Source organism: Chryseobacterium sp. JV558 (genome assembly GCF_033712365.1).
Taxonomy (GTDB): domain Bacteria; phylum Bacteroidota; class Bacteroidia; order Flavobacteriales; family Weeksellaceae; genus Chryseobacterium.
In genome coordinates this window covers 448,379-464,976 of sequence record NZ_WJHU01000003.1, presented here as the reverse complement: position 1 = coordinate 464,976, position 16,598 = coordinate 448,379, and the positions used below count along the sequence as shown (strand labels likewise).

The window sequence follows — 16,598 nt, the reverse complement described above, 5'->3', positions numbered from 1 at the left end:
TTATTGAATACATACGTCAAGTTTTGTCGTAATGCCGAATGATATTTGTGCCAAGGGAAAAAAGAGAGATTGTTTCTCAGTTTTTTTAATTACCGAAAAGCAAAGAATAATAAATGAGTAACATAATTGTTTTGTCTAAAGATTTTGCAGCCAATGAAAGTGCTGTGGTAGATATTAAATCCTGGGGGTTTATAAATCCATTGTGGGCTCTTATATTTCAAAATAAAACCGGACAGTCTGCAAAATTTCTCTGGCAGGGAGATATAATCCATACTATAGAGAAGGCTGGATATTTTAAAGAAATAACCAATGATTTAGGAGTGAAAGTGAGTCATTATGATGGGTTCATAACAGTTACCAATGGAGGGGGAAATCAACACCTGGAAGGAGAATTAAAAATATAAGAAGACTATAATCTATTCCCGGAATCATGATAATTTTATAATTAAAAAGGTCAGACAATATTGATGAATGCTGACCTTATTTTTAACGTAGATTAATTCACGGTTACTTTAATCACATTCTGAGTGGCTGGAACCGGATATTGAGTTCCGACTTTAGAAATAACCATATTTTCACTTTGTGGAGTTCCTCCAAATAACGCCTGGTGATTTCCTGCCCCCGGATACTGATCAACACCTGTACCTGAATCAAAAAGCATTGTTTTTGAAGTGAAATCACCTTTGGTATTCGCATCAATATTCTTTTCATTAGCATAAAACCAGTCATTGGAAAATCCGAACATTGTTGCATAAGCTATTTTATCTCCAGGATCTGCATTGAAATTTGTTGTCACTTTATTTCCCGGTGTTACCGGAGCATTACCTGCAATGTAAACCCCTTTTACATTCGGTAAAGATTTCAGGCTGTTTTGAAGTTTCGTTACATTTCCGAACTGTGCAATGTCTTTTAATCCCATTCCGCTGTCTGTTTTTCCCAATTCATAAATAGGATTTTTATCACCACGGTAAATGACTACCAATGTAGGAGAAAGCCCTGTCATAATGCCTGTATTGGCATTCAGCTTGGTCATCATTTTACTGATATTCCCCATTTGAGCAATATCCGTAATTTCTGGATTTGAGAGTGCATTAGGTGTAAAAAACGGGGCATTATTTAGCAATTGAGAACCGTTATAGTTTGATACGGCCCATACTCCGGGAGAAAAAGGAGTTTCGTTGGCAGTTCCTGCAGACGTATTGGTAATAGTAAGGGTGAATTCTGAAGTTACATCATTGTAAGCCAGACTGAGTTTCATAAGCTGAGATGCGTTTACATTGGGAACCTGCATGATGGGTTTGCTTTCTGCCTGCCCAGACGTATTATCTTTGGTTCCGTTGTCCCATAATAATACACTGGAAGAAACGTCTCCTGTTATCGCATTTCCATTGGAATCAAACAACTTAATTCCCGGCTGTTGCGAAGCAAAAAACCAGTCTTTTGAAGCTCCATACATTGTTGTAAACATCAGGGCCTGCGTTTTTCCTGCATTGAATTTAAAAGAAACAGATTGTCCGGGCATAATGATGGGAGGCGTCCCGGTTCCCTGGAAACTTCCGCTTTGTACAAAATCCTTAAGAGTTACAACGTTTTCTACAGTGATTGTCCGTTGAAAAGACATATTCATCATACCGTCATCCGAATCATTGCATGAAGAAAGTATAAATGCAGCTGAAGTAACGGCTGCTAAAACTGTGGTTCTGAAAATAGACTTGTTCATAAAGTATTTTTTATAGTTATAAATGATATCTGTAACTATAGTCGGCGACTTTTGGAAACCCTGACAAAAAAATATTTTTTTTAATAAATGATACGTCAAGTTTTGTCGTTGTACAGGGCGATATTTGCTTCAGACAAAAGGAAATATGGCCATATCAGTTGTTGTCTGAAAATAAATCAATAATCAAAAAATAGTAAGAAAATGAAATTTACGAACGATTTTTTCGCGCTTACTTCAACCGATCCAGCAGATAATTTGGTGCAGTTGGTAGATAGTGAATCTTTAGAAAATGTAAACTACCAAAAAGTGACTCATTGGTATCATGAAGCAAATCCGGTAGCTATGACTGACGCTCTATGTGACGGTGTTATTTACCGAAAAAGAAAAGGCGAGTATTATGCTTTAACGAGTTTCCTGGCAGGAAAACCTATTAATATTGAGCTTTTTGGAGCAAAAGGAGATTCTACAACAGATGACACGCAGGCATTTTTGAAAGCTGCAGATTTTGTAAACAGACTTTATGACTTTGTGTCTCTGAATCCTAATGACCCAAAAGAACAGTATTCTCTCGAATTGCAATCCGTTACTTTGGTTGGAAACAGTCCTATTGGATATAAAATTACTGATACTGTTTTATTTAAAAAGCCGGTAAACTTTATTGTAGATAAAATATTCTACAGAGGAGCAAATAATAAGGTAGCACTTATTTTTCAGAATAGTTTTAAAAATACCATTACCACCAATATTTCGGGAACACCTGGAACAAATGTCTCTTCAGATGATTATATAGGAATTTTACTTCAGGGCTCACAGCACAGTAAAATGTATCTGGGATCTTCTTTCTTTACAAAAGGAATTGTTTGTGATGCTAATGATTCTCCTGGGCTATTTCCCGGTTTTGCGTGGAACGAAATTCAATTAAAATCAATGCAGTCTAATCTTGATGCATTTGTCATCAGAAATACAAATAAAGGCTGGGCCAATGTAAACCGTGTTATTGGCGGTGAATTTGGATCTTTTACGGGATTGCTTGATGCCAACACTGTTACCCGTAGAAGAACATTTGTGAAATTTGAAAAAGACAGTATTTCTCAGGGTTGTAATTCCTGGCTTTTCCTTAATCAGGCATTTGAATGGGGTCTTGATATTGAGCCTTGGGAAACACTGTGCTTTGATTTTTCAGCTGCTCCATGCTTTGGAATCTCTATTTCAGAACCAAGAATTGAAATTAAAAAAGGAGAAAGAATAGGTATTTTCCATAGAGGATCTGAGTTCAATTTTAATTCAAACCAACTCCATTACCTTACTTATTTTACAGATCAGAATGGCATCAAATATGTAGGAGAAAAACCAATTGTCTTATTGGATGAAGATTTAAGCGGAGATTTAAAAACCAATGGTTCTGACAGCCATTTTTATGTAAAGAATCTGGAACCATTTAATGAATTTTCAGGATTATTTCCAAATGCAGATTATGATAATCAATTCTGTCAGGTTTTTAAAATTAATGATCATAATACCAACTTATGGGTACAATGGCATCGTTATGCACAGTTTGTTCTTTTTGATAAGGATAGAAATATTATAACCAATAGTGCTCTGCTGCAATCTCAGATAGACTTGCTTGATTTCAGACCACAGGATTATTGGATTGCTCCGGGAATCACTTCAGATATAAAAATAATTAAAGTTGGGGCTGAAGATGAAGGAGATTATGTCAATAATATGTCATTCATTCAGGATGCAAAATATGTAGGAATTATTCAGAGACCCTATGAAAATGCAAGATTGAAAGTAATGATCAACAGAGCCGACAGAGGAAAAGTTGAAAAGGTAAAATTCCTTGCAATTCCTGAAGAAACATATTCAGCATTGAATGATCTTTCAGCTTCAGCTATGATTGGATTCAATTTCAGCACTGGTGAGAAATTCTATAATTTTAATACACATAAAACTTCAGTAGTTAAAGAATCGGGAGTTGGAAGTGTGCTGTCAGGATATACTGTAGACGCTGTTGCAGGATCAAGAATGTTTACAATAAAGACCGGAGATATAAATAAACTGTCTCTTGGAACAATTTTTTACATCAATACTGCCGGAGGTACCGTTCGTTTTAAAATTGCAGCAAAAACAGGAAATGCGATAACGGCTAATATTCCATCTCATATTACTGTGAATGATGCGGATATTACTTTCCCAATCTGTACTTATGATACCTATTAAAATAATAGATTAAGTAATATAAAATATAAGAGCCCAGGATTTCCTGGGCTCTTTTTTATATTCCCTTTTTCCCATCCAAAATCATCTGGATCATTTTTATTTTTCTATTTTCCCTTGTTTCAGGTTTCTTGGCTTCCTCAATCCAGCGGATGTATTCTTTTTTGTGGGTGTAGCTCATCTTGTCAAATAAAGTCTTTGCTTCAGGATTTTCATTAAAAACAGAAACAATATCTTCTGCAATCTCAATCATTCTCTCTTCTTTGTCCTCGGTAAGCGAAACGGAAACCTCATCTCCGAAGGTTTTCCCAAGCTGTTTCCTGACCTCCTGTGTAAGTCCTAAAATATGATAGTCAGATTTCATTTTAGCAAGGCTTCCACGATATTTCACATTGCCATCAAATAGAGCGTTAATCTTTACCTGTCCCTTTTTATTAAACAGTTCTTCTGTAGAAAAAGGAAATTCTACAAACGCAGCATTCATCTCTCCGTTTTGCTGAATAATAGCAGAAAATTTGATTGTTTGAGGATCCATAATGAAAGATTTTAATAGTCAAAAATAAAAAAACCGTGAAAGTAAATTTCACGGTTTTAAAAATAAATCAATTAAGATTATTTTTTATTGATTTTCTTAGGTGTTGTTGTAGTACCTGAGTTTTTAGTTTTTGTATCAGCTGGAGTGTTTTCTCCTCTTACAAGCTTCAATTCGTCAACAATTCTTCTTGCACCAGCAAACTTATCAATTGTCCAAAGAACGAAACGAACGTCTACGTTGATTGTTTTCTGCCATTCCTGCTCGAATACAATATCACCGCTTAATGCCTCACTGTTACCATCGAAAGCAATACCGATAAGGTTTCCGTCTCCATCAATTACTGGAGAACCAGAGTTACCTCCTGTAATATCATTGTTAGAAAGGAAGTTTACAGGCATATAACCTGCTGCATCAGCATACTGTCCGAAATCTTTAAGGTTATAAAGATCAATCACTCTTTGAGGAAGATCAAACTCTTCATCACCTTTCTTGTATTTTCCAACAAGACCAGTCATGTCTGTATAATAGTTATCAGTAACACCGAAATAGTTTCTGTCATTTCTGATAGGTAATTTATCTACAGTACCATAAGTTAATCTCATGGTAGAGTTAGCATCCGGGTAGAATTTTTTCTCAGGCATAGCTTTCATTAATCCCGCTAAGAACATACGGTTCTTTTTAGCAAAATTATCATCTACCTGAACAAATCTTTCAGTGCTTATTTTTTGATCAGCAACGATACCGTTTGCTGTTTTCCAAAGCGGATCAGCATCAAGCTTCAATGCATCCGGATTCAATAAGAAATTCGTTGCAGAAGTTTTGTTAGCAAAGATTGAAGAATAAGCCAAGTTAGAAATTGTTTTAGCATCTAATCCTAAAATAGTAGCAGAAGCAATTTCTTTATTGGTAACTCTCGTTTGGTATAGGTTTACCATAGAAGAAAGCATTTCGCCTTCTAAAGATGGATTGAAGTTTTCATAAGCAGCTTTGATCGCAGCTTCTGTTTTAGCTTTCATTGCCAGTCTTCCCTGCATATCCTGAGCAGAATAAGTCTTCAATACAGAACCTACCTGAAGGGCAAGAGAGATGTATTTTGCATTTCTTGAGAATTGTGAAGCATAGTTTCTTTCCACATTTCTTTCAGAAGTCTGCTTATAGTACATTCCAATATCTTCTAAAATACCATCATAAGCTTCATTTCCAGAGGTCATAGACCATTTTCTGAAGATGTCCTCAGTTTTTTGCTTGTCTGCAATTGTTCCGTTTTTATCTACGGCATCAATAGTACCTTGTCTGTTTTTCCAGTAATTAGCTACTGAAGCATATTGAGAAGCATAGTTAAGCTGAGTTGCTTTATCCTTATCCATGTACTTTTTCATAACATCCATGGCAAGTTTAGAAGCCTCAACCCAAGCCGGGTAATCTTTAGTTACCATTTGCTGAATTCCGTAAGAAGTCAGGTAACGGTTTGTTCTTCCAGGGTAACCTAAGATCATTGAGAAATCACCAGGCTTAATTCCCTTAAGAGAAACCGGAAGGAAATGTTTAGGCTTCAAAGGAGTGTTGCTTGGAGAATATTCAGCAGGGTTTCCTGCAGCATCAGCATATACTCTGAAAACCGTAAAATCAGCAGTATGTCTTGGCCATTCCCAGTTATCCGTATCTCCTCCGAATTTTCCTAATGAAGAAGGTGGAGCACCTACTAATCTGATATCTTTATAGTCCTGATATACAAAATAGTAGAATTCATTTCCATTGAAGAAATCTCTTACCACTACAGTATATTTTCCGTTTTCAGAGTTTTCTGTCTGGATGGCTTTTGTTTCAGCATCAATAACAGCTTTTCTCTCTGCTCCGGTCATATTGTTGTTTAGCTTAGAAGTGATTCTCTGCGTAGCATCGTCCATTCTCACTAAAAATCTTACATAAAGATCTTTTGCATTGAATTCGTCTTTCTGTTTCATTGCCCAGAAACCGTTCTTCAAATAATCTTTTTCTGGTGTAGAAGCCGCAGCAACAGCACCGTAACCACAGTGGTGGTTCGTAAAAATAAGTCCTTTATCAGAAACAATTTCACCTGTACAGAAACCACCGAAACTTACGATAGCATCTTTTAAGCTTGAATTGTTTACAGAATAAATTTCTTCAGGCGTAAGGTGCAGACCCTCTTTTTGCATATCAACACCGTTAAGTCTTTTGATGAGCATTAGCAGCCACATCCCCTCATCCGCCCTCATCTGAGCAAAGCCCAGTAAGAAAGTGAATAGTAGAAATAGTCTTTTCATTTTATAAAATAATTTTTGTGTCGCTAATTTACTAATTTTTACGAGATTCTGTCCCGGATTGGTATGAAAATGGGATGATAGTCTGCATGAAAAAGATGCTCTTATCAATTTTTGCAGTTTTACTTTTAGGACTTGTTGTGAATTGTTCCGCAATGCCGGATAAAAATCCTTCCCTTCAAAGGCAGTGGATGCTGGTTTCCTTCGATGGTTTTTCAAAAGAGCAGCTCATTGCGAATAAAGCAGAAATTAATCTGACAGCCAGTATCGTTGACGGTAAAATTCAGGGGAATGCCTATATGGGATGCAACCAAATATCTTTTGTATCTGAATTTAAAAAAGGAGGAAAAGTGAAAATTTCAAATGGAATAAGTACTATGAAAGCATGTCAGGATATGAATCTTGAAACCTCTTTTCAGAAGAAGTTTGAAACGATGACAAAATATTCGGTAGAAGGGCATTTCCTTACCTTAAATGATGGTAATGGAAATTCAATGAAATTTGTAGCAGCTGATTGGGATTAATTATGCATTCATACAATATAAATAAAAGTCCGCTGCAAAGCGGACTTCTTGGTTTGAAAAATCTAGTTTGGTTATCAGCTTTTTGAGGTTATTAGCCTTTGAGAGTCATTAGTTTTTTGGAATTGTTTTTTTTATTTCTTCCAGGGTTGCTGTATTAGGCAGCCCGGTAACTGTCATTTTTGTGTTCCTAGAATTTATAGTATTATGATATGCCTGTCTGTTGGGGATTGTTTTTTTTATTTCTTCAAGACTTGCTGTGTTGGGAAGTAATTTTCCCGAATTGTCAGCTGCCTTTGGTTTGGATTCCTGTTTTTTAACGGCAAGGCCATGATCAGAAGGTAATCCTGTATTTACAGTTTTCTTTTCGTCTCTTTCCTTTGCTTCCTGCATTAGGATCGCCTGTTGTTCTTTGGCCTGTTTTACAACCAGTGCCTGATCTTCCATCGGAACAGCCTGCTTATTTTCTTGAGCATAAATAATAGTGCTTAAAAATAATAACGGGATAATATATGCTATTTTCATGACGGTTTATTTTATGTTGACTAATACTTGAATTTTTCCGATCTCTTTTTGGTCATAATCCTGAAGTGCTTTTCCGATTACTTGTCCTATTCTTACCTTTTTGATATCCGCTTTCATGGCAACACCTGCTTTGGATGAAGTTACCAAAAGGTCTCCTCGTTTTATTTTTCCGTTCTCAAGACATACTTTGGTAGGAATTACCCCAATGACACCCATGGGGGCTTTATCGGAAATATCAGTGTCAATATGTTCTTCCGTAAGTAATACACCGGGTTTGGTAGCGTATACACCTGCAACAAGACTGGAATAAGGTGTTGAAGATTTTTCAACAGTTCTGTCTGCGGTGGTTGAGATGACCAGAATATCACCGGGCTCATACTGAGAAATACTTCCGTTTACATCAAAGACTTCTGCAACGTCAGCACCACTGTTTTGCGTTCCTCCGTTAAAAAATCCACGTCCGGCTGAATTGATTCTTGCCACATTCACCGTGCCCGGATTTCCGGATTTAAATAGAGCGATAGAACCGGTGCTGTGAGTTTCTACTGTAAGGGGCGGGTTGGTATTAGAAGTATTGAAATTAACAAATCTTGCAGCCCGGCCATTACCGAAATTAGGAACCCAGGCAAAAATGGCATTTCCTGTTCCATCTGCCGTTGTTTCTACTCCGTCTCCGGTATTCGAGGCATTGGCGGTAATCCCATTTCCATTTCCATCTGCAATAGCGACTAATGCTGGTCCATTTCCGGCAGGGTTGGAAGCGTGGAACAGACCTGCATACCCTCCGGTTCCTGAAGATATCGCATAGATTCCTGCAGTACCGAAATTAGCAAACTGTGAATTTACTTCAGCTTTTATAGCTGGGGAAGTTCCTGTAGTTCGGTCTACTTTAAAATTCCCTGCAATACCGTTTCCAACTGTGGTTGATGTTATAACATCACTGGTATTATTATCATTGAATATTTCAAATCTTGCGGCACGTCCGGTAGCAAAAGAAGGAACCCATGCATAAAGCGCATTTCCGGCTCCATCAATGTTGGTTTCCACTCCGTTACCATCTTTTCCTGCATTGGCAGTAATGGCGTTACCGTTACCATCTGTCAGGGCAATCAATGAAGCTCCGTTTCCGGCAGGATTGGAAGCGTAGAATAATCCTGCACGTCCTCCTGTTCCTGAAGAAATTCCAAAAATACCTGCTGCACCAAAGTTTCCGAAAATAGTATTTACTTCCCCTCTTACTGCTGCACCGACACTATTGGTGTTGTCAACTAGAAAAGAGGCTGCATTTCCCTGTGTGTTGTCCGGAATGTTTCCGTTTCCATTCGTTTCTACCTCAAAAGTATTTCCTGTAGTATTCGTTTGGTTAAAATTTTCAAATCGTCCGGCACGGCCTGTACTGTTATTTAAACCTACTTGCCCATAAACACCTATACCGGTTCCGGATGTATTGGTAGCAACAAATCCTCTTACTCCATATCCTCCTCCGTCATTGCGGCCTACTACAGCTCCGGCAATATCACTGGTTGTTCTACCAACGATGGCTTCACCAGCTCCGGTGTTATCACCAACAATACCTGCAGAAGACTGAGAAGAGGTGGAACCATGTACCCCAAATCCTGCTGCAGTAGAACTTCTTACTCCGGCTCCGTTTCCTGAGGTCGTAACATTTACAACCGTACCATTTCCTACACTGGATGCATTAAGAGCAACATTATTATTCGCGTTATTCAGGATTGCAATACTTGCAGGGATTCCATTATTACTGGTAGCATTAAGACCTGTTCCTGTATTACTGTTTGCATATACTCCATAACCGTTTCCACTAGAATTTCCGTAGACTCCTAAACCATTTGGTGTTGTACCATAAACTCCCCATCCGCTTCCGGCCTGGCTTCCATATACACCAACTCCAAGTCCGCCTGTTCCGTTATTAATACCACGTACAGCACTCGAAAATCCGCCAGGAGAAGCACTGCTTACAATTCCTCTTACTGCAGCAATATTTGATGTAGCTGTGTTATTTACTCCTTCCACGGAAGTACCATCTCCATCGTTGATCAATGAAAATAGAGTAGAGGCATTATTAACAGTCGTGGTGTAAGGAATCGCAAAGCTTCCGCCACCTCCACCTGCAGATTTGGCATACATGGCATAAGGAACGCTTAGCAACTGGCTGGTTCCTACTATAGTATAGCTTGTTCCTCCGGCAGGGTCAGTTTCTGTTTTTAAATAATAGCTTCCTGCAGGCCAGTCGATGGTGGCAAATGTTCCTGTAAGTACAGTTCCCGTTCCTATTTCAAGGCTGACAAGCCCGTTCGCATTGGTATTTCCGGTGAGTCTTTCTGAATAGACTGCGGCGCCGGCAGGAGATCCCTGCAATACGCTTACTCTCACGGCTATAGCTTGATTGACTAAGAGTTGTCCTGAACCGTTTCTCATGACAGACTGGTAGCTCATTTTTTCCGGAGCCTGAGAAAGTCCCATAAAGAAACCGGTCAGGATCCAAAACAATAATAATATTTTTTTCATGGCATTTTATTTTTTGATGATTTTAAATGTTTTAATTTTTTCTCCATTTTGAGTGATCCTGATGATATACATTGCAGAAGGAAGTGAGGAGAAATTAAGCTCAGATTTTGATTGTGAGATCTTATCTTTTTTTACCAGCTTACCTTGGGCATCGAATAACTGATACTCTGATCCTTTAAAATTATTTGAGGTGAAATCCAGATACAAATAATCTCTGAAAGGATTAGGGTAAAGCAAAATGCCTGTGAGTTCAGAAGAAGTTTCAAGGGAAGTAAGAGTGATAATTTCGTAAGGCTGTTGAACGCCTTCGAGAACCTGTCCTGTTCCTTTTTCAAGGTAGGTCGTCTGGCCTACGCTGTAAGAAACAAAACCATTAGCTGCTGAAGCATCCAGTCCGGTTGCCAAAACTGCAGATTGTGCGTGCAGTATGGGGACGGAAAAGACAGACAGAATAATACAATAAATAGATATTCTTTCCATGGATAACAGTTTTTGGTGATTAATAGATGTGTTTTTTAAGGGAATTTTGGGAAGACTAAATTACCACCTATCTCAATTGAATGGTGGGAAAATAGACCAACGGCAGAAATAATCGACCAATGGCGTTTTGTGAATTATTGTTGAGGTTTGTTTAACCTTTTAAGGATTGAAAAAAGAAAGATTATCCTTATAGGTTCGTCCTATGGGGAGTTTGATGTGATGAGCCAGTTCTATTTCGTGGCAGTTTTTTCCGCGGATGAGGTGGCGTGGCACTGCATAGCTTCTGTGTATTCTGACAAAAGAATCAAAAAAGTTTTTTTGCAGGAGATTTCCCAGAGAATTTAAAATACAGTGATTTTTTTCAAGAGTAATGATCCTTGTATAGTCTTTCAGGGCTTCCAGATACAGGATGTCTTTCATTTTGATTTGAAAAATGTTTCCACCTTCTTTTATTTTAATGCAGTTTTCTCCTACCATGGCATCATAGCATTTACACTTCTCTTTTACTTCAAAAAAATCGAAAAGTCTTTCCATAGAATAATGAAAACGTTCTGCAGTAAGTGGCTTGGTAATAAAATCTAAAGTGTTTGTTTCAAAAACTCCGGCAGCCAGTTCCGGATGTGAGCTTACAAAAATACAGGCGGGGATTTTATGGGCCAGCTTCCGGAATTCGAGCCCGCACATTCCCCGTAAATTAGTTTCAGTGATCAGAAGGTCTGTGGGGAGATCAAGATAGGGAATTGCCTTTTCTGCAGAATCAAAAGAGGCAACAATCTCAATGTTTTGGTATTGTTTGATATAATGCTGAAGAACCAGTCTGTCCAGTTCATCATCATCAATAATCATACATCTAATATGGGTAATCATGATATTCCGGAGATTAGTTTTAGTTTAAATATTTAATAATCAGAAATTTATTACATAAAGTTATTGATTTTTTGTAAAACTTTCATCGGTAAACTTAAATTTATATTAAAATATGTTATTAAATAAAAATTGATTTTGTTTTTTTTCTGAAAAATATTAACTTGTAAAAATCATAAACATAGATAGAACTTAATGTTAGAAAAGAAAGAACATAACTATGAGAAAGCGGTCTTGGTGGGTGTTATTACCCAGAATCAGGACGAAGAAAAACTGACAGAGTATTTAGATGAACTTGAGTTTTTAGCTTTCACAGCCGGAGCAACCGTACAAAAGCGTTTTACCCAAAAACTGACTCAGCCGGATTCCAAAACCTTTATCGGAAGTGGAAAAGCAATTGAGATAAAAGAATATGTAAAAGAAAACGAGATAGGAACTGTAATTTTCGATGACGAACTTTCTCCTTCACAGCTTAAAAACCTGGAAAGAGATATGGAAGTTAAGATTTTGGACCGTACCAATCTTATTCTTGATATTTTTGCCCAGAGAGCTCAGACTTCTTATGCGAGAACTCAGGTAGAACTGGCACAATATCAATATCTTTTACCGCGATTGACGAGAATGTGGACCCACCTTGAGCGTCAGAAAGGGGGAATTGGAATGAGAGGTCCTGGGGAAACGGAAATTGAAACTGACCGTCGTATTATCCGTGACAGGATTACATTACTGAAAGAAAAACTGAAGACCATTGATAAGCAGATGGCAACCCAGCGTAATAACCGTGGGAAAGTAGTTCGTGCCGCTTTGGTAGGATACACCAATGTTGGAAAATCTACTTTGATGAATTCTATTTCAAAATCTGAGGTTTTTGCAGAAAATAAACTATTTGCCACTCTGGATACCACAGTAAGAAAAGTGGTGATCGGAAACTTACCGTTCCTGCTTACAGATACGGTAGGATTTATCAGAAAATTGCCTACTCAGCTGGTAGAATCATTCAAATCTACTTTGGATGAGGTTCGTGAAGCCGATCTTTTGATTCATGTAGTGGATATTTCGCACGAGAGTTTTGAAGATCACATAGAGTCTGTAAATCATATTTTGATGGAAATCAATGCTCATCAGAAACCGATGATTATGATTTTTAATAAGATTGACGATTTCAGTTATGAGAAAAAGGATGAAGACGATCTTACCCCTTCAACCCGTAAAAATATTTCTCTGGAAGAGTGGACGAAAACATGGATGGGAAAATCAAAGTATCCAACTGTTTTCATTTCTGCTTTAACGAAGGAAAACTTCCCGGAAATGAAGAAAATGATTTACGATGAGGTGATGAAGATTCATATTTCCAGATTCCCATACAATGATTTCCTTTTCGAATATTTCGATAACGACGAGGAAGAAGAAAGCAACAATTAATGAAATATCACTTTTTCCTTTTATTCATCATGTTTTCGGTTTTTGGTTTCAGCCAGAAATCAAAACTTGATTTAAAAGCTGTTGAGAAAAGTCTCAAAAATTCTGATTCTCCCTACAATTATGAGAAGCTTATTTTTAAATATAAGGGATATCCAAAGTCTTTGGACAGTATAGAGTCACAATATCTTTACTATGGAAGAAATTTCAGGAAAGATAAAGTAAGCACGTCAGATGATAGCTTTAAAAGCCTTGCCGAAGCCTTTAAGCAAAACAATTTTGCAGACTGTATCAAGCAGGGGAAAGCTTTGTATGATAAAGATCCTACGAACCTGGATGTTTTGCTGATCCTTCTCAGAGCCTATGATTCAGTGAAGGATGGCAGCAATTTTATACATCACCTGAATCAGTTTCGTTCGCTTACGGAAGGAATAAAAGTCTCAGGAGACGGAAAATCTGAAAAAACAGCCTATATCGTCAATTCTGTAGGAGATGAATACATTCTTCTGAACATTCTGAATATAGGTAAGGATTATACGAGAAGCTCAAAACCCGCTAAAGACGGTATGTTTGATGTTTGGGAAAAAGAAGGGCAGCAGCTCTATATTAAAATACTCTATTTAGAACTCACCAATTAATCATAAAATAAGAAACACTTAGTGGAATTATATTATTCATTTTCAGCATTAATCGTATTAGCATCAATATTTGCATATCTCAATTACAGGTTTTTAAAACTTCCAAGTACCATCGGAATTATGGTGATCGCCATTGTGGTATCTATTTTTCTGGTAATGTTTGGAGAAACAGTACTTCCGAGAACTTTCGGACATCTTCATAATCTGATGGACAGTATCGACTTTACAGAGGTTTTGATGGGGGCTATGCTTAATTTTCTTCTTTTTGCGGGAGGAATCCATATTAATATTAATGATCTGAAAGAACAGTTCAGACCTGTAGTAATATTTTCCACGGTGGGAGTTGTGATCTCTACCTTTGTCGTAGGTTTTGGAATGTTTTATTTACTGCCTTATGTTGGAGTTAAACTTCCATTCATCTACTGTCTTGTCTTTGGAGCATTGATTTCACCCACCGATCCGGTAGCTGTTTTGAGTGTTCTGAAACAGGCTAACGTATCCAAATCACTGGAAACAAAAGTAGCTGGGGAATCTCTTTTCAATGACGGTATGGCGGTTGTGGTCTTTACAGTGATCCTTCAACTTGCAGTTGGAAAAGAAGTGGATCTGAGTGTTGAAACGATCGGATTGCTTTTGCTTAAAGAAGCAGGAGGAGGTCTTTTACTGGGTGTTCTGTTAGGATGGGTTACTTCAAGATTAATGCGTGAAGTGGATGATTATATTATCTCTGTTTTGGTAACACTTTCTGTGGTGATGGGAGGTTATCTTATTGCAAGACAAATGCATATTTCAGGACCATTGACGATGGTGGCAGCAGGATTATTTATGGGGAACTTCAACAGAAGCTTTAAAATGAAGTCTGTCACGCAGGATTATCTTATCAAATTCTGGGAATTGATTGACGAAATTCTGAATGCTGTATTATTCCTGTTTATTGGATTTGAGCTTTTGATGATTAAAGATCTTAGACATTTCATGATTCCGGGCTTAGCTGCTATTGTGGTTGTGTTGTTTGCAAGATTTATTTCAATCTGGGGACCTACGAAGTTTACTTCTTTGAGAAGAAGTTTCAGCCCACAAACGGTAAAAGTTCTGGTTTGGGGAGGAATCCGTGGTGGAGTTTCCATTGCATTGGCGATGTCTATTCCTAAAAGTGAATACAGTGAGATTATTTTAAGTATTACCTACTGTGTTGTCGTATTCTCAATCATTGTTCAGGGGCTTACCATTGCCAAAGTGGCCAATCCTAATAAGATTGCAAAAGAAGAGGAAGAACAGGAGAGTATTGCCCTGGAAGAGAAAGCGTAAATTATAAATAGAAGTCATTTCGGATATGAGTATTGTTAAAGAAATACAGGAATCACTGGCTGTTTTATCCATCCCTGAAAAGGCAGAATTCTTTCCAAGGTTTTTCAAAACGGGAAAAGGAGAATATGGGGAAGGAGATTTGTTTCTGGGCGTAAAAGTCCCGGATCAGCGGTCTGTTGCCAAAGAATATTATCCGAAAATAAATTTAAAAGAGCTCAGTACATTACTCTCTTCCAAATACCACGAACATAGACTGACAGCGCTTTTTATGCTGATTTCAAAGTTTGAAAAAACAAAAGATAAAGCTGTAAAAGAAGAAGTGATTGCGTTTTATCTTAATCATCTTCCTCATGTCAACAATTGGGATCTGGTAGATTCAAGCTGTTATAAAATTCTGGGCAGGTATGCTTTTGAAAATCACAAAGAAAACCTTCTCAGAGAGCTTTCGGAATCTGAAGAAATGTGGCATAAGAGAATAGCCGTTGTGGGGACAATGCATTACATAAAAAAGGGGTCATTTGATCTTACTAAGGAATTCGTGACCCGAAATATGAAGCATCCTCACGATCTGATGCATAAAGCAAACGGATGGCTGTTACGCGAAATGGGGAATAAGAATGAAAGCGAATTGATCAGCTATCTGAATTTATATTACAAAGAAATGCCCAGAACCTGTCTTCGGTATGCTATTGAAAAGCTGGACGAAGATCTTCGTCAGGATTATCTGAAAGGACGTATTTAAAAAAATAGTATACGGATCGTACCGTATTTCCCCCTAAAAAAGTACCGGGAAACAGCTATTTATGGCCAAAAAATCGAAGATGATAAGGATTTAAGGCCAAAATTGAGTAATTTTGAGGCTTTAAAACCAATCATGAAAAATTTTCTCAAATTATTTCTTTTATGTATCCCTTTGATGTTCCTGACAAGTTGTTTCGACATTCTTGATAAAGTGAATGTAAAGGCTGACGGTACAGGAGAGTATACGATTATTTTGAATGGCAGCAAAAGCAAGACAAGGCTGGCTTCAATCTCCAAAATGGAAACCATCAATGGTAAAAAAGTTCCCAAAAAGACTGATATTGAAAACAAAATCAATGAAGCAGCAAAAATTTTCAAAGGAACTCCCGGAATCAGCAATGTGAAAACAGCCATGGATTTTGATAATTATATCATCAAATTGAGCTGTAATTTCAAAAAAATTGAAAATATCAATGCCGGCCTGGAAAAACTTAAAGCTCAGAACATATTGGGTAAAATGATTCCTACCCAAATTTACAGTCAGAATCTGGAAAAAAAGACATTGACAAGAAATAAAGTCAATACATTCAAAACAGATTACGACAAGATGAGCAAGGCAGATAAGGAAGTTTTTAATGATGCCAGATATACTTCCATTATGCAGTTCGAGAGTACGGTGAAATCACAAACAAACAATACTTATGTGCTTTCTCCCAATAAAAAAGCACTTAAACTGGAGGCTGATATTCTGGATTTGATTCTTCAGAAAAAACAAATACAAAACACAATCCTTTTCCAATAAATTTCTAAACTATA

General features: G+C 37.4%; 15 protein-coding genes. 8 read left to right on the top strand and 7 right to left on the bottom strand.

The annotated features are described in order from the left end of the window. The first annotated feature begins 113 nt into the window (after positions 1-113). Positions 114-404: a hypothetical protein gene (locus GFU89_RS13010; RefSeq protein WP_318847531.1), complete on the top strand. Its 291-nt coding sequence runs from the start codon at positions 114-116 to the stop codon at positions 402-404. A 92-nt stretch (positions 405-496) separates the two neighbouring features. Here GFU89_RS13010 and GFU89_RS13005 read toward each other — a convergent pair whose 3' ends face one another. Then, a complete protein-coding gene (locus tag GFU89_RS13005) occupies positions 497-1,720 on the bottom strand; it encodes a spondin domain-containing protein (RefSeq protein ID WP_318847530.1) in 1,224 nt (407 codons plus the stop codon). Between the two features lie 201 nt (positions 1,721-1,921). On the opposite strand from GFU89_RS13005, the gene GFU89_RS13000 reads away from it, so the two are divergent. Further along, the gene (locus tag GFU89_RS13000; protein ID WP_318847529.1) at positions 1,922-3,943 is read left to right on the top strand and encodes a hypothetical protein; all 2,022 of its coding nucleotides are present in this window, start codon (positions 1,922-1,924) and stop codon (positions 3,941-3,943) included. A gap of 55 nt (positions 3,944-3,998) precedes the next feature. On the opposite strand, the gene GFU89_RS12995 is transcribed toward GFU89_RS13000, so the two are convergent. Next, positions 3,999-4,475, bottom strand: a complete 477-nt coding sequence (locus tag GFU89_RS12995) for a YdeI/OmpD-associated family protein (protein WP_318847528.1) — start codon at positions 4,473-4,475, stop codon at positions 3,999-4,001. A 77-nt stretch (positions 4,476-4,552) separates the two neighbouring features. Next, positions 4,553-6,760, bottom strand: a complete 2,208-nt coding sequence (locus tag GFU89_RS12990) for a S46 family peptidase (RefSeq protein WP_318847527.1) — start codon at positions 6,758-6,760, stop codon at positions 4,553-4,555. 86 nt (positions 6,761-6,846) lie between these two features. Here GFU89_RS12990 and GFU89_RS12985 point away from each other — a divergent pair, with 86 nt between their 5' ends. Further along, complete coding sequence (locus tag GFU89_RS12985; RefSeq protein ID WP_318847526.1) at positions 6,847-7,281, top strand: META domain-containing protein; 435 nt, start codon at positions 6,847-6,849, stop codon at positions 7,279-7,281. Between the two features lie 108 nt (positions 7,282-7,389). Here GFU89_RS12985 and GFU89_RS12980 read toward each other — a convergent pair whose 3' ends face one another. From GFU89_RS12980 to GFU89_RS12965, 4 genes are all read right to left on the bottom strand, one after another. Further along, positions 7,390-7,803 carry a hypothetical protein gene (locus GFU89_RS12980; RefSeq protein ID WP_318847525.1) on the bottom strand — a complete coding sequence of 138 codons (414 nt, stop codon included), beginning with the start codon at positions 7,801-7,803 and terminating at the stop codon, positions 7,390-7,392. Positions 7,804-7,809: 6 nt separating this feature from the next. Beyond that, positions 7,810-10,332 carry a collagen-like protein gene (locus tag GFU89_RS12975; protein WP_318847524.1) on the bottom strand — a complete coding sequence of 841 codons (2,523 nt, stop codon included), beginning with the start codon at positions 10,330-10,332 and terminating at the stop codon, positions 7,810-7,812. A 6-nt stretch (positions 10,333-10,338) separates the two neighbouring features. Further along, positions 10,339-10,812 carry a T9SS type A sorting domain-containing protein gene (locus tag GFU89_RS12970; protein ID WP_318847523.1) on the bottom strand — a complete coding sequence of 158 codons (474 nt, stop codon included), beginning with the start codon at positions 10,810-10,812 and terminating at the stop codon, positions 10,339-10,341. Positions 10,813-10,971: 159 nt separating this feature from the next. Further along, positions 10,972-11,679, bottom strand: a complete 708-nt coding sequence (locus GFU89_RS12965) for a LytTR family DNA-binding domain-containing protein (RefSeq protein ID WP_318847522.1) — start codon at positions 11,677-11,679, stop codon at positions 10,972-10,974. Positions 11,680-11,871: 192 nt separating this feature from the next. Between GFU89_RS12965 and hflX the strand changes: the two genes are divergently transcribed. The 5 genes from hflX to GFU89_RS12940 all read left to right on the top strand — a co-directional run bounded on the left by hflX (position 11,872) and on the right by GFU89_RS12940 (position 16,584). After that, on the top strand, positions 11,872-13,098 hold the full coding sequence (gene hflX, locus GFU89_RS12960) for a GTPase HflX (RefSeq protein ID WP_318847521.1): 1,227 nt from the start codon (positions 11,872-11,874) through the stop codon (positions 13,096-13,098). Beyond that, a complete protein-coding gene (locus GFU89_RS12955) occupies positions 13,098-13,733 on the top strand; it encodes a DUF4919 domain-containing protein (RefSeq protein ID WP_318847520.1) in 636 nt (211 codons plus the stop codon). The genes hflX and GFU89_RS12955 overlap by 1 nt, the downstream gene beginning before the upstream one ends. A gap of 21 nt (positions 13,734-13,754) precedes the next feature. Next, a complete protein-coding gene (locus GFU89_RS12950) occupies positions 13,755-15,041 on the top strand; it encodes a sodium:proton antiporter (RefSeq protein WP_318847519.1) in 1,287 nt (428 codons plus the stop codon). A gap of 25 nt (positions 15,042-15,066) precedes the next feature. After that, the gene (locus GFU89_RS12945) at positions 15,067-15,783 is read left to right on the top strand and encodes a DNA alkylation repair protein (RefSeq protein WP_318847518.1); all 717 of its coding nucleotides are present in this window, start codon (positions 15,067-15,069) and stop codon (positions 15,781-15,783) included. Positions 15,784-15,915: 132 nt separating this feature from the next. Then, positions 15,916-16,584 carry a hypothetical protein gene (locus GFU89_RS12940; RefSeq protein ID WP_318847517.1) on the top strand — a complete coding sequence of 223 codons (669 nt, stop codon included), beginning with the start codon at positions 15,916-15,918 and terminating at the stop codon, positions 16,582-16,584. Positions 16,585-16,598 lie beyond the last annotated feature (14 nt).